Genomic DNA, 13,419 nt, shown 5'->3' with positions numbered 1-13,419 from the left:
TCCAACCCCAAGACCAAGGTCTTGGAGTTCCGGCTATCGAAGGTGGGTTTCCCCATTCGGAAATCCGCGGATCAAAGCTTCTTCGCAGCTCCCCACGGCTTATCGCAGCGTAGCACGTCCTTCATCGCCTCTCAGCGCCAAGGCATCCACCGAACACCCTTAAGGCACTTGATTGCTCTCATTATCAATGTCCACACACTCGGCAGAATGTTGTCAGCCACCTCACCTGCCCCAGAGGGACAAGCGTCAGATGAGCTGCAGGACACTGATTAGAAAGACCAGCTTGCTTCTTAAGATCGAACCGATGGCCGTGCGGTCAAGCGCAGCCAACAGAGTCATTTACAACAGACGGGATGCTTCACAGCTTCCAGCCTGCGCCGAAATGACCCGGAGATAGTGAAGGCGTCGGTGCAAAGTCGAACGCGAACCGCTTGCGCGGTGGCGCTCATTGCACGACCCTACTCGGATCGATCTCCTCTTCACGATGTCAGATAACCCGCAGTTGCCTGTAGTCCCGGTGAGGACCAGACAATGCGAAATGTTGTCTCGCGGACGAATTGAACACGCTCGATACAGCCCGCCTACGCCCAAGTGGGCTTCGGCGCGGCAGCCTTCGCGCATCTTCGACCTCATTCAGTCGAAACGCACAGGCTCGATCGGCTGGCTTGCCGAGCCGAAGCGCCGCAGGCGCGAAGGCTGGTGGAGCCTGTCGGGATCGAACCGACGACCTCATGCTTGCAAAGCACGCGCTCTCCCAGCTGAGCTAAGGCCCCATACTCGGAAAGACGAAAGCTCGCGCTCGATCGTCGAGACGATTGCTGGCCAATCAAGTCCGCCTACGCCCTATCGGGCTTCGGCGTGACAGCCCTCGCGCATCCTCGACCTCATCAGGTCGAAATGGCCGGGCTCGATCGGCTGGCTTGCCGAGCCGAAGCGCCGTCAGGCGCGAAGGCTGGTGGGCCTGGGAAGACTTGAACTTCCGACCTCACGCTTATCAAGCGCGCGCTCTAACCAACTGAGCTACAAGCCCTAACGCTTGAGAGGCTCGGATCAAGTCAACCACCCGGTACGCTCACGCGCCATGATGATGCACAGCGCCAAGCCCCAGGCAGCGTGTTCGTCCGCGAAGAAAGAGAAACGAAGACGGCGAAATCCCGCCAATGGAGCTCAGCCAAGATCTGGCGATCTTGATGGCCCCTGATGTTTCTAAAACAGCTCGATAGTGCGCGATCCGAGGATCGTGACCCGAAGGTCAGACTGAAGAGCCATCCTTAGAAAGGAGGTGATCCAGCCGCAGGTTCCCCTACGGCTACCTTGTTACGACTTCACCCCAGTCGCTGACCCTACCGTGGTCGGCTGCCTCCATTTCTGGTTAGCGCACCGCCTTCAGGTAAAGCCAACTCCCATGGTGTGACGGGCGGTGTGTACAAGGCCCGGGAACGTATTCACCGTGGCGTGCTGATCCACGATTACTAGCGATTCCAACTTCATGGGCTCGAGTTGCAGAGCCCAATCCGAACTGAGACGGCTTTTTGAGATTTGCGAAGGGTCACCCCTTAGCTTCCCACTGTCACCGCCATTGTAGCACGTGTGTAGCCCAGCCCGTAAGGGCCATGAGGACTTGACGTCATCCCCACCTTCCTCGCGGCTTATCACCGGCAGTCTCCTTAGAGTGCTCAACTAAATGGTAGCAACTAAGGACGGGGGTTGCGCTCGTTGCGGGACTTAACCCAACATCTCACGACACGAGCTGACGACAGCCATGCAGCACCTGTGTTTCGGGCTCCGAAGAGAAGGTCACGTCTCTGCGACCGGTCCCAAACATGTCAAGGGCTGGTAAGGTTCTGCGCGTTGCGTCGAATTAAACCACATGCTCCACCGCTTGTGCGGGCCCCCGTCAATTCCTTTGAGTTTTAATCTTGCGACCGTACTCCCCAGGCGGAATGCTTAAAGCGTTAGCTGCGCCACTAGTGAGTAAACCCACTAACGGCTGGCATTCATCGTTTACGGCGTGGACTACCAGGGTATCTAATCCTGTTTGCTCCCCACGCTTTCGTGCCTCAGCGTCAGTATCGGGCCAGTGAGCCGCCTTCGCCACTGGTGTTCTTGCGAATATCTACGAATTTCACCTCTACACTCGCAGTTCCACTCACCTCTCCCGAACTCAAGATCTTCAGTATCAAAGGCAGTTCTGGAGTTGAGCTCCAGGATTTCACCCCTGACTTAAAGACCCGCCTACGCACCCTTTACGCCCAGTGATTCCGAGCAACGCTAGCCCCCTTCGTATTACCGCGGCTGCTGGCACGAAGTTAGCCGGGGCTTATTCTTGCGGTACCGTCATTATCTTCCCGCACAAAAGAGCTTTACAACCCTAGGGCCTTCATCACTCACGCGGCATGGCTGGATCAGGCTTGCGCCCATTGTCCAATATTCCCCACTGCTGCCTCCCGTAGGAGTTTGGGCCGTGTCTCAGTCCCAATGTGGCTGATCATCCTCTCAGACCAGCTACTGATCGTCGCCTTGGTGGGCCATTACCCCACCAACTAGCTAATCAGACGCGGGCCGATCTTTCGGCGATAAATCTTTCCCCGTAAGGGCTTATCCGGTATTAGCACAAGTTTCCCTGTGTTGTTCCGAACCAAAAGGTACGTTCCCACGCGTTACTCACCCGTCTGCCGCTGACATATTGCTATGCCCGCTCGACTTGCATGTGTTAAGCCTGCCGCCAGCGTTCGCTCTGAGCCAGGATCAAACTCTCAAGTTGAACTTGAAGCTTTGAACCGGCTGATCACAACGTTTGACGAGGTCCCACCAATCAGTCCCGCGCTTCACAGCGCAAAGACCATGGTGTTACCTTTGAAACATTGTCCGCCGAAGTCTTCTCGTCCGATCCCAGAACCAAAAGCCGAAGCCCTCAATCCCGAGACCCGCAAGGACTCCGCCGTCCACGTTTCTCTTTCTTCATCTTCACTTGTCAAACAGCCCGCACTTGTTAGTCCGCGAACTCAGTCGCTCCGAACTAATTAGTGCACCTTCTTCGGTCTCTTTCGCCGTCGAAGTCTCCGTTGCCGGGGCGCTTCAAATAGCTGATTTTTAGAGACCGTCAAGAGCTTTTCTGAAGAAAAACTCAAGAGCCAGTCGGAAGAAGAAACATCAGAGAAAACAACGTTGGTCCCGGAAGTTCGGGGCCTCAGTCATCAGTGATGTCCGGCTGGCGTGGTGGTGAGATAGTGCGACGCCGCATCCCGTGCAAGAACTTTTTGCGACGGCTGTGAAGAAATGTGGACAGCGCTGTCTCACCCCACTCTGCGCGCCGTCACACGCCGCATCCGTTCCATTTTGGAACGGAACAGGCGCGCAAGCTCAGAAATTGCTCGCCTTGGATTGCACCAGCGCACGATAGGAGTGCGGCATGCGCATGCAGACGAGATCCTTCCGGCGGACGACGTTGGTCGGATAGACGCTGTCGAGATTGCTGGTGTCGATCTCGAGCGTCGCAATCCCCTCGCCGCGATCGACGATCGCTTCGCGGCGCGGAAACGAAAACGTATCCGGACCGAACACGCCGCTGAGCCCGCGATCGTCATTCGCGGCGTCACACACATTCGCGAATGCGAAGTAGGCGTTGTTCTCGCCGCCGCGAACCCGGAAGTGGTGCCAATGGTGCGGATCCACCCCGGTCGGGATCGGCGGCGGCTGAGACACCTCGCTCCCCGCATGCGCCGCACTGAAGGTCCCCTTCACTGCCGAAGGACACACGATCAGATCGCAGCCGCGCAACGCGAGCACCCGGCCCGCTTCCGGAAACGCCGCATCGTGGCCGATCAGGATGCCGATCCGCCCCATCGGCGTATCGACCACGGTCCATTCGTCTCCCGCCGTGGCCCAGTCGCGCTCGGCCGTGGTGAGATGCGTCTTGCGGTACGTGCTGATTTTACCGTCGGGGGGCACCAGGACGGCTGAATTATAGATGGTGTTCCCGTCTCGTTCTGCAAGGCCGCAGACCAGCGTGAGCCCCTGCCCCGCGGCGATCTCGGTGAGCGCAGCCGTGACGCGGCCCGGGATCGGCTCGGCGGTCTCGGCCGGATGGGTCAGTCCAGTTGCCGCAAGTTCCGGGAAGACCACCAGCTCGGCGCCCTCCCGCTTCGCCGCGGCCGTGAGCTCGGCGATGCGGGCGAGATTGGCCGCGACGTCGGAGGTGGGCGCGAATTGCGCCACGCTGACGCGGGAGCGTTTGCCCACCGGCCAGGGCTGATGGCCATATAGCCCAAAGAAGTCACGCGGGTTCCAGCTGTAGGTATTGGTGAGCAGCTCAGGATACAACTCCGGCCGGCGCTGCGCGAACACCGGCTCGCCGAGCACACGGCGTGCCCGAGCCAGCGCGAGATCGATCTCGGCGAATGCAACACCGTCGCCCTTGTCGATCACGGCCGGCAGGCTGCCATCGGGCGCGATGACGCAGCTGCCGCCGGAGAACTGCACGGTGCGCTCCAGGCCCCAACGGTTGCTCTCGATCACGTAGCAGGAGTTTTCGAAGGCGCGGCTGATCCAGTACGGCGCCGGCGTGCGCTCGGCGAGCCAGTTCGAGATGTGGCAGATGATGTCGGCGCCGCCGAGCGCCATCAGCCGCGCCGTCTCGACGAAATGGATGTCCATGCAGATCAGGAGCGCGATGCGGCCGATCGGCGTCTCGAAAACCTGGTTGTGCAGGTCGCCGGCCGCGGCCCATTTCGGCTCGGAGATGTAGGGGTGCGTCTTGCGGTGCCGGCCGACCACGCCATCCGGGCCGATCAGGACCGCGCTGTTGTAGTAGATGTCGTCGTCGTCGACCTCCGGCATGCCGATGACGATGTAACAATCATGCCGTCTCGCCAGTGCTGCGAAGCGGTGCGTGGTCGAGCCCGGCACCTTCTCGACATAAGGCGCCACTTCCGCGCGGTCGTACCAGCAATAGCCCGTCGTCCCCATCTCCGGCGTCACGATCAGCTTCGCGCCGGACGCGGCCGCCTGCTCGCACATCGCGAGCAGGCCTTCGATATTGCGCTCCTTCTCGCCGAGAACAGGCTCGAACTGGACGGTCGCGACCTTGTATTGCAACGACATCGCTTCGCTCTCAGACCAGGAAGTGCTTCTTGATGGAGGCGCCGAGCGTGTATTTCGGATCGACCATGTTGCCGAGCCGGACGCGTCCTGCCTGCGTCAGCAGCATGTAGGCGTCGATCTCCTCAAAACCGTAATCGGCGGCCATCCAGCGGCACAATTCGCGATAGGCGATGCGCGCCGCGTCCTCCATCGGCCGGGCCGAGCCGATGGTCATGATGACATCCTTGGTCTCGAGCCGCGGCCAAGCGATGGTCCAGTTCTTGATCAGGTCGACCTGCACCGTCGTGACGGTCGGATGCTCGATCGCGACGCCGCACAATTCGCCGTCGCCCTGGGCGGCGTGGCAGTCACCGAGATAGAGCAGCGCGCCCTTGGTGTTGACGGGCAGATAGATGACCGCGCCGGTGCCGACATCCGGCAGGTCCATGTTGCCGCCGTAGTAGTCGGGGACGAGCGAGGAGATCGCCTCGATCTCCGGCGAGGTGCCGATGGTGCCGATGAACGGCTCATAGGGCAGCGTGATCTTGTCGTTCCAGACCGTGCCCTTCTCGGCCGTGATCTCGAGCTTCTTCACGCGCTCGGGCAGCGCCGGATTGAGCAACGCGGTGTTCCCCGTTCCGACCAGCCCGCCGAACTCCGGCATGATCACCGTGGTGCCACGCGGCTGCGGCCCACGCGGCACGATGCTCTCGATATAGACCGCGAGCGTGTCGCCCTTCTCGGCACCGTTGACGTAGATCGGGCCGTTCTGCGGATTGAGGAACGGGAAGTTCAGGATTTTCGACGGGCTGTCGGTCTCGTGCTTGATCGCACCCTCGAACGCATCATGCGTCTCGGCGGAGACCACCGCGCCGGGATCGATCGTCAGCACCGGCTCGACATAGGGGCCGTAGACATAGTGATACTTGCCCTGGTCCTTCTCGGTGATGGTGTGATGCGCGCCGCGCGCCCCCCTAGCCACGCCCTTGCGGGCCATGATCGATTCCGACTGTCAGGCCATGCTCGTTCTCCTTGTGCTCGTTGTTCACGTTTCTTCAAACAGCAAGATGGCGGCGCATCTCCGCGGCGTCGTCGAGCGCATCGCGCGCGAGGCTAGCTGTGATGCGGCCCTTGTCCATGACGTAGGCGCGCTGCGCCATGGCGCGGATCATGTCGAGGTTCTGCTCGACCAGGATGATGGTGACGCCGGTCCGGCGGTTGAGCTCGACCATGTTGCGGGCAATGTCCTGGACGATGTTGGGCTGGATGCCTTCCGAAGGCTCGTCGAGCAGGATCAGATTGGGATCGGCGATCAGCACGCGGCCGATCGCAAGCTGCTGCTGCTGGCCGCCGGACATCGTACCGGCGCGCTGGCTCCAGCGCTCCCTGAGGATGGGAAACGCGCCGATGACGCGCTGCCGTCCCTCCTCCGGAATGCCGCCGCCCTTGATCGCAGCTCCCACCGCGATGTTCTCGCCGACCGTCAGCCGCGGAAACACGTCGCGGCCTTGCGGCACATAGCCCATGCCGAGCCGCGCGCGCTTGTGCGCCGGCAGATGCTCGACGGCTTCGCCGCGATAGACAATCGAGCCACTCATGGCAGGCACCAGTCCGATCAGGCTCTTCATCAAGGTCGACTTGCCGACGCCGTTGCGGCCGATGACGGCGACGATCTCGCCCTCGCGGACCTCGATCTCCAGCCCTTGCAGCACCGGCTTGCCGCCATAGCCGGCGCGGAGCCCGACGGTGGTGAGGATGACTTCCTTACGCATGCGCCTGTCCCAGATAGATCGCCGCCACACGTTCATCCGCGACGATCTCGTCGATCGAGCCTTGCGCGAACACCTGGCCGAGATGCAGCACGGTGACGCGCTGCGCGACCTGGCGCACGAACGCCATGTCGTGCTCGATCGCGAGCACGGTCATGCCCGCCGCATTCAGCCGCCGCACCATCTCGCCGGTCATGTGCGTCTCCTCCGGCGACATCCCGGCGGTCGGCTCGTCGAGCAGCAGGAGCCGCGGCTTCAGCGCGATCGCCATGCCGATCTCCAGCCACTGCTTCTGTCCATGGCTGAGATTGCCGGCGAGCTGCGCCTGCTCGGCTTCGAGATTGAGGAAGGCGAGCAGCCGATCGATCTCTTTGTCGAGCGCGGCGCCATGCAGCCGGCTCTGCAGCGCGATTTCCAGGTTCTGCCGCACCGACAGCCCCTTGAACACGCCGGGTACCTGGAACTTGACCGAGAGGCCGCGGCGAATGCGCGCGAAGGATTTCAGCGCGGTGATGTCCTCGCCGGCAAAATAGATCTGGCCGCTGCCGGGATGATGCTCACCGAGGATCAGCCGGAACAACGTGCTCTTGCCGGCGCCGTTCGGTCCGATCAGGCAGTGGATCTCGCCCTGCTCCAGCACGAGATTGACGGAGTTCGTCACGTGCAGGCCGCCAAAATGCTTGTTGACGTCACGCAATTGCAGGAGCGCCATCACGCGGCCTCCTGCTTGCGCCGGGTCACGAGCTTGGTGATCCCCTTGATGACGCCGAGCACGAGGCCATTGGGCGCGATCAGCACGGTGAGCACCAGCAGCACGCCCATGAACACTAGCGCATATTGGCTGCCGTAGATCGTCAGCGCCTGGAAGCCGGAGAGCACGACCAGCGTGCCGATCACGGTCGCCGTGAGATCGCTGCGGCCGCCGACCGCGACCCAGATCAGCGGCAGCGACGCCGCCGTCATGCCCATGCTGGAGGGCGTGATGTACTGGCCCCATACCGTATAGAGCACGCCGGAGAGGCCCGCGAGCGCCGCGCCGATGACGAAGGTGATCAGCTGATACTTCCGGATGTCGTAGCCGAGCATTTCCGCGCGCTCGGGATTCTCGCGGATCGCAACGATGACATTGCCGAACGAGGAGTTCATCAGGATGCGCAAGCCGAGATAGACCAGCACGAGCATGGCGAGCACGACGTAATACAGCCCGACATCGGCGAACAGCACGATCGGGCCGCCGAACCACGGGATGGTCAATGGCGGCATCGCGCTCATGCCGTTGAAGCCGTTCAGCCGGGCGGCGCCGATGCGCCATTCGGGTCCGGCGGTCTGCGCCATGAAGCGCTCGAGCATCAGGGTCACGGCGAGCGTGACGATGCCGAGGAAGACGCCGGCGATCCGGCCGAAGAACATGAAATAGCCGAGCAGCGCGGCGACCAGCGCGGCCATGCCGATAGCCAGCAGCAGCGCGATCCAGGTGAAGCCATAGGATGCGCCGAAATTGATGGTGAGGATGCCGTAGCCATAGCCGGCGATGCCGAAGAACGCGGTCTGTCCGAACGACAGCGAGCCGCCATAGCCCCAGATCAGGCTGAGGCTGAGCGCGATGAACACCCAGACGAAGAAGTAGACGGTGTTGCCAACGGTGTAGCCGTCGCTGAACAGCGGATAGGCCAGTGCGCCGGCGAGCACGAGCGCGAACAGCGCCCAGAACGCAGGCCCGCGGCCGAGCGTCTGCGGTCCTTCGAGGCGGCGAAACAAGGAAGCAAGTCCAGTCACGGCGTCCTCCTCAGGTGCGCTCGCGCAGCACGAAGCCGGAGATGCCCTTCGGCAGCACCCGGACCACGATGATGACGGCGATCAGGAGGCCGATCTGGCCGAACAGCTGGCCCTGCCACGAGGTCATGACGGACTTGACGATCGCCAGGATGCCACCGGCCGGTGCGGTGCCGAGGAACACGTCCGCGCCGCCGATCACGACGGTGACGAAGGCCTCCATAATGAAGGTCGCGCCCATGGTCGGCACCAGGGTCATGGTCGGCGCGTAGAGCCCGCCGGCGAGACCCGCGAGCCCAGCCCCGCAGGCAAAGGTCAGGCTGTAGATGAGCCTTGTATCGACGCCGAGCGCGGCCGCCATATGCGGCACCTGAATGGTCGCGCGGGCCAGCACGCCGAACCGCGTCCAGTTGAACAAGGCATAGAGCGCTCCGAGCACGGCGAGCGCGGCGACGAACAGCACGATGCGATAGATCGAATAGGAATAGGCGCCGACCTGGAAACTGCCGAACGGCGTGCCGACGCCGGCCATGGTCGATCCGACCAAGATCAACGTGCCCTGCGTCGCGATCAGGCTGAGGCCCCAGGTGGCGACGATGGTGTCGAGCGGCCGCTCATAGAGATGCCGGATCACCAGAAGTTCGACCAGCACGCCGACGAAGGCCGAGGCCAAGGTGCCGCAGAGAATGCCGAGCGGCAGCGGCAGGCCGGCATGCACCGTCGCTGCCGTCACATAGGCGCCGCACATGATGAACTCGCCATGGGCGAGATTGATCACGCCCATCATGCCGAAGATGACCGCGAGCCCGCAGGCCGAGAGCACCAGGAAGGCGAACGCGTCGCCAAACTGGTAGAGCGCAGAGAATGCCAGGGTTGCGATGTCCATGTCTTCGATCGATGTGGGTTCAGTTGCGAGAGGCGATGAAGAGCAAGCCGCTCCGGCGTGAGGGGACGCCGGAGCGGCCGCTTCCGCCGATCAGGGCTTCGGCGGCGGATTCGACGGCGTGTACTGCGCCATCGGATCCTTCTTGGTCAGGTCACAGCCGGCGTCGCCGAGCCAATACGGCTTGATGTCTTCCCAGACCTTCGGGAACGAGATCGAGTGATCGGCGCCGACCTTGGCGAGGTAGATGGTGTGCGACATGTGCTGGCTCTTGGGGTCGATGCAGACCTTGCCTTCCGGCGCGTCCATGCAGACGTCGCCCATCGCGATCACCTTGCGGATCTCGTCGCGGTTGGTAGACTTCGCCCGCTCCACCATCTGCTTGTAGAGATACAGCGCGAGATAGGAGTTCTCGGCCTCCTGGTTCACATAGGGCTCGTTCGGGAACTTGGCCTTGAACTTGGCCAGGAATTCCTTGCTCTTCGGACTGTCGATCTCCTCGATGTAGTTGGTGGTGACGTACATGTCCTTCAGGCTCGGCGGCTTGAAGCGCTTGTGCTCATAGCCCTGGCCGACGTTGACCGACGAGGCCATCGGCAGGTTGACATTGGCGGACGCAGCCTGCTCGTAGTACGAGGCCTGCGCGGTGCCGACCAGCAAGGTCACGACGAAGTCGGGCTTGGCCTTCTGGATGTTCTGGATGCTCTGCGAGAACTGCGACACGCCGAGCGGGATGAACTCCTCGCCGGCCATCTCGCCGCCGTTCTCCTTGACGATCTTGCGCACCCACTCGGCCGAGATCTGGCCGAAATTGTAGTCGGCGGCGAGCGTGTAGACCTTCTTGCCGTAGGTCTGCATCATGTAGGGATGAGCGTCGAGAACTGCTGCTCGGGCACCGCGCCGGTCACCACCATGTGGCCATCGCAGACGCCGCCTTCATACTGGTTGTTGTAGAAGGCGAAGCCGTTGAACTGGTCGACGATCGGGCGGTACGCCTCGCGCGAGGCCGAGGAGAAGCCGGCGAACACGACGTCGACCTTGTCCCGCTGCAGTACGCGGCGCATGAATTCCTGGTAGCGCGTGTTGTCCGACTGGGTGTCGTAGGTCACGAGTTCGAGCGGACGGCCCATGATGCCGCCAGCCTTGTTGATCTCTTCGGCCGCAAGCTGGATGGCGTGCACCTTGCCGATTGTCGCAGCCGCGAAATCGCCGGACTGGTCCTCCAGCACGCCGAGCTTGATCGGCGCTTCGGCCGCATATGCGCTTGACGCGAAGACAAGCGTCCCCGTGAGGGCTGCGGCACGCAGCCCCCGCATTCCAGATCTGGTCATGTGATGCTCCTACATCGCTTGCTTGTTGCCGCCTGGCAGCGTGATGCTGCTCCGGCGTTCCGGCGTATCGGGCGGCATCGCCCGTCTCTTCAGGAACTCCTCGCAATAGAGCTCCAGACTTTGCCGCGCCCGCATGCTGTCGCGGCGAAGCGCGGAATAGGCATCGTCGTCGTTGAGCCCCGTTTCCTGCATCAGCAGGACGACAGCGCGGATCACGGCCCTGCGGCCGCGGCGGCGGCTCTCGAGGTCCTGCAGCTTCTCGTACATGTCGGTGCGCAGCAGGAACTGGTTGATGCCGAGGAACAGCGCGGTATAGACGGCGCCGCCATGCACCGGCTTGCGCAGGAACGAGGTTGCGCCGAGATTGACCAGCGCCTTGAGCCGGCTCGGTGCCTCCACGCCGACGAGGCCGATCACCGGCACCGGCGGCAGCCTCGACGCCGGATTGACCTCGAGCGCGACCGCGCCCTCGAGATCGCCGTCGATGAACAGGATGTCGCGCTCGGGCAGCAAGGCGCTGGTGTCGAGCTGCGCGCGGCCCTCGATGATGTCAGGGTATTCGCAGGCGACGCCGAGCTTGGCGAGCGTCGTCTCCAACGTGGTCTCCCACCCCGCCCGCCGTGTGATCACCAGCGCGCGGCCACCCTTGAAGTTCTGCAGCAGTCGGAAGGTCATGACTTCACCATTCGGAGCAGCGGAGGACGCATCGAGGTCGCGAAGCGCGGCGAGGACTGGACGAGATAGGGATCGGGCGCGATCGGCTGGCGCGCCTCGAGCAGCAGTTCGAACTGCGCATCGGTCGACGACCGGCCGATGCGCGGCGTGAGCCAGGCGTGATAGGTCTGCGGATCGATCCGCACCTCGCCCTGCGGTGCCAGCAGCCGCTGATTGGCGACGGCGCAGCGCACCAGCCGCGACTCATCGCTGCCCGCTTGAGCCAACGCCGCGGCCAGCAGCTTGACGGCGATATAGGACGCCTCGGCATCCGCCGAGACCACGGGGCCATCAGGAAACGCTTGCGTATAGGCCTGCAGGAAGGCGGCATTCTCCGGCGAGTTCAACGAGGAGAAATAGACGCTCGACGACAGATGGCCGTCGACAGCTTCGGTCCCGATCTCCTTGAGCTCGGGCTCGGACAGAGTGCAGCTCGCGACCGGAATTTCGTTGGCCTGGTCGATGCCGGCGGCGCGGCAGGCGGCGCGGAAGGCGCGGAAGAAGGCGTAGGCGCTGGTGCCGATCAGATTGTTGAACACGACATCCGGACGCTGCTCCAGGATCGCCGCGATGACCTGGTCGAACTCGGTATCTCCGACGGTCAGATAGCGCTCGGCCAGCACCGTGCCACCGCGCGCTGTCAGCGCCTCGCGGAAGATGCGGTTGTTCTCCCAGGCCCAGATGTAGTTCGAGCCGACGCAGAAGGCGCGCGTGCCGACCCGCGCGGCCAGGAAATCGACGAGCGGCAGCACATGCTGGTTCGGCGCCGCACCGGTATAGATGACGTTGTCCGAACTCTCGAAGCCCTCGTAATGCGAGGGATACCACAGCAGCCCGTCGAACTTCTCGAAGCAGGGTATCACCTCCTTGCGGCTCGACGAGGTGTAGCAGCCGACCACCTGGCGGATGCCGGAGCTCAGGAGATCGCGCGCCAGCGCACGATACTGCCCGAGATCGCCGGACGGATTGACGACGACCGGCTCCAGCGTGATCGGCCCCTCGGCGGCGTTGACCTCGGCCAGCGCAAGCTGCGCCCCGTTCAGCATCGAGCGCGCGACGACGCTGTACGAGCCGGTCGTCGAGAACATCACCCCGATGCGAAACGTCGTCCGTGTCATCCCGCGTCCCAAGAACAAAAAAGCGCCCGTCGGCTGTCAAGCCGAGGGCGCCCTCGCCACCAACCAAACACGCTTTAATCAGCGCGGCGTTGGAAATGGTTTGATCGTGCTCGCGTCTCAGGGCCGCTGTGCCCAACGCGTGGACATTACGGTCTCTTAGAACATCTCACCTGTCAAGCGCGTTGTGAGAGCGATGGCTGCATCAAATCGTGCTTGCGTGCAGCAAATTGATGCAGCTGCGACATTCTTGCTTGGCCTCACCGCCGCTGCGCACGGTCGTCAACGTGGCCGTGGCGGCGTGCTGCGCGCGGGCGTGGTCAGGAAGCGCTCGAGCTCGACAATCGCTTCCGCCTCGCGCGCGCGTCTGAGCTGTCGTGCCTGCTCGATGCCCGGCGGCAGACGCTTGGCCATGTCGCGCGCCTCGCGCGCCGTCTGCAACAGACGCTCACCGAGCGTCATCGTCTGCTTGACGCGACGTCTTCGCTTCTTCGGAATTTCGACTTCCATGCAAATGCGGACCCGGTTTCGATTTATACGCAGACACAACCCTAGATGATCACTCGGCACCTGCATCCACATAAGTGAATCGGAAAGTTGAGGTGCTTTCGTTGGGGCCGGCCGCCCCGGCCGGCGCGGGACGTTAACCGCAGCGCCCGGACAGCGACGTCTCAATTGATATGCACGGCTTGACTTCGGGCGAGCCGTCGCGCAGAGGAACCAACTGTCCAGCGCCCGGTTCACACCGCAGT

At 62.8% G+C, this 13,419-nt stretch carries 9 protein-coding genes, 2 tRNA genes, 2 rRNA genes and 1 pseudogene (1 of these 14 cut by a window edge); all 14 read right to left on the bottom strand.

Translation table 11 applies throughout. The features are described from left to right. Positions 1-174, bottom strand: a 23S ribosomal RNA gene (locus ACVILH_RS18725) (it extends 2,668 nt beyond the left edge of the window). Between the two features lie 523 nt (positions 175-697). Next, positions 698-773 (bottom strand) — tRNA-Ala (locus ACVILH_RS18720). 180 nt (positions 774-953) lie between these two features. Then, positions 954-1,030 (bottom strand) — tRNA-Ile (locus ACVILH_RS18715). Between the two features lie 245 nt (positions 1,031-1,275). Beyond that, positions 1,276-2,764 (bottom strand): 16S ribosomal RNA (locus ACVILH_RS18710). The 16S and 23S rRNA genes sit together here with 2 tRNA genes alongside, the layout of an rRNA operon. 599 nt (positions 2,765-3,363) lie before the next feature. Then, on the bottom strand, positions 3,364-5,103 hold the full coding sequence (locus tag ACVILH_RS18705; protein WP_456714197.1) for a nitrilase-related carbon-nitrogen hydrolase: 1,740 nt from the start codon (positions 5,101-5,103) through the stop codon (positions 3,364-3,366). Positions 5,104-5,113: 10 nt separating this feature from the next. After that, a complete protein-coding gene (locus ACVILH_RS18700; protein ID WP_456714196.1) occupies positions 5,114-6,079 on the bottom strand; it encodes an acetamidase/formamidase family protein in 966 nt (321 codons plus the stop codon). 58 nt (positions 6,080-6,137) lie between these two features. Next, positions 6,138-6,854 carry an ABC transporter ATP-binding protein gene (locus ACVILH_RS18695; protein ID WP_456714195.1) on the bottom strand — a complete coding sequence of 239 codons (717 nt, stop codon included), beginning with the start codon at positions 6,852-6,854 and terminating at the stop codon, positions 6,138-6,140. Continuing rightward, a complete protein-coding gene (locus tag ACVILH_RS18690; protein WP_257169178.1) occupies positions 6,847-7,563 on the bottom strand; it encodes an ABC transporter ATP-binding protein in 717 nt (238 codons plus the stop codon). The genes ACVILH_RS18695 and ACVILH_RS18690 overlap by 8 nt, the downstream gene beginning before the upstream one ends. Continuing rightward, a complete protein-coding gene (locus ACVILH_RS18685) occupies positions 7,563-8,627 on the bottom strand; it encodes a branched-chain amino acid ABC transporter permease (RefSeq protein ID WP_456714194.1) in 1,065 nt (354 codons plus the stop codon). Before ACVILH_RS18685 ends, ACVILH_RS18690 begins: the two co-directional genes overlap by 1 nt. A 10-nt stretch (positions 8,628-8,637) precedes the next feature. Beyond that, positions 8,638-9,510 carry an ABC transporter permease subunit gene (locus tag ACVILH_RS18680; RefSeq protein WP_456714193.1) on the bottom strand — a complete coding sequence of 291 codons (873 nt, stop codon included), beginning with the start codon at positions 9,508-9,510 and terminating at the stop codon, positions 8,638-8,640. Between the two features lie 90 nt (positions 9,511-9,600). Beyond that, positions 9,601-10,838, bottom strand: a pseudogene (locus tag ACVILH_RS18675) (urea ABC transporter substrate-binding protein). 9 nt (positions 10,839-10,847) lie between these two features. After that, complete coding sequence (locus ACVILH_RS18670) at positions 10,848-11,513, bottom strand: ANTAR domain-containing response regulator (protein WP_456714192.1); 666 nt, start codon at positions 11,511-11,513, stop codon at positions 10,848-10,850. After that, a complete protein-coding gene (locus ACVILH_RS18665) occupies positions 11,510-12,670 on the bottom strand; it encodes a transporter substrate-binding domain-containing protein (RefSeq protein WP_456714191.1) in 1,161 nt (386 codons plus the stop codon). Before ACVILH_RS18665 ends, ACVILH_RS18670 begins: the two co-directional genes overlap by 4 nt. 279 nt (positions 12,671-12,949) lie before the next feature. Then, positions 12,950-13,177, bottom strand: a complete 228-nt coding sequence (locus ACVILH_RS18660) for a hypothetical protein (protein ID WP_456714190.1) — start codon at positions 13,175-13,177, stop codon at positions 12,950-12,952. Between the last annotated feature and the right edge of the window lie 242 nt (positions 13,178-13,419).

It is taken from the genome of Bradyrhizobium sp. USDA 4353 (assembly GCF_054063215.1).
This window is presented reverse-complemented; position numbering and strand designations above follow the sequence as displayed.

Bases quoted from the DNA above. Each gene is read 5' to 3' on its own strand.
- ACVILH_RS18665 (WP_456714191.1), bottom strand. From the start codon at position 12,670: ATGACACGGACGACGTTTCGCATCGGGGTGATGTTCTCGACGACCGGC.
- ACVILH_RS18700 (WP_456714196.1), bottom strand. From the start codon at position 6,079: ATGGCCCGCAAGGGCGTGGCTAGGGGGGCGCGCGGCGCGCATCACACC.
- ACVILH_RS18670 (WP_456714192.1), bottom strand. From the start codon at position 11,513: ATGACCTTCCGACTGCTGCAGAACTTCAAGGGTGGCCGCGCGCTGGTG.
- ACVILH_RS18660 (WP_456714190.1), bottom strand. From the start codon at position 13,177: ATGGAAGTCGAAATTCCGAAGAAGCGAAGACGTCGCGTCAAGCAGACG.
- ACVILH_RS18690 (WP_257169178.1), bottom strand. From the start codon at position 7,563: ATGGCGCTCCTGCAATTGCGTGACGTCAACAAGCATTTTGGCGGCCTG.
- ACVILH_RS18680 (WP_456714193.1), bottom strand. From the start codon at position 9,510: ATGGACATCGCAACCCTGGCATTCTCTGCGCTCTACCAGTTTGGCGAC.
- ACVILH_RS18695 (WP_456714195.1), bottom strand. From the start codon at position 6,854: ATGCGTAAGGAAGTCATCCTCACCACCGTCGGGCTCCGCGCCGGCTAT.
- ACVILH_RS18705 (WP_456714197.1), bottom strand. From the start codon at position 5,103: ATGTCGTTGCAATACAAGGTCGCGACCGTCCAGTTCGAGCCTGTTCTC.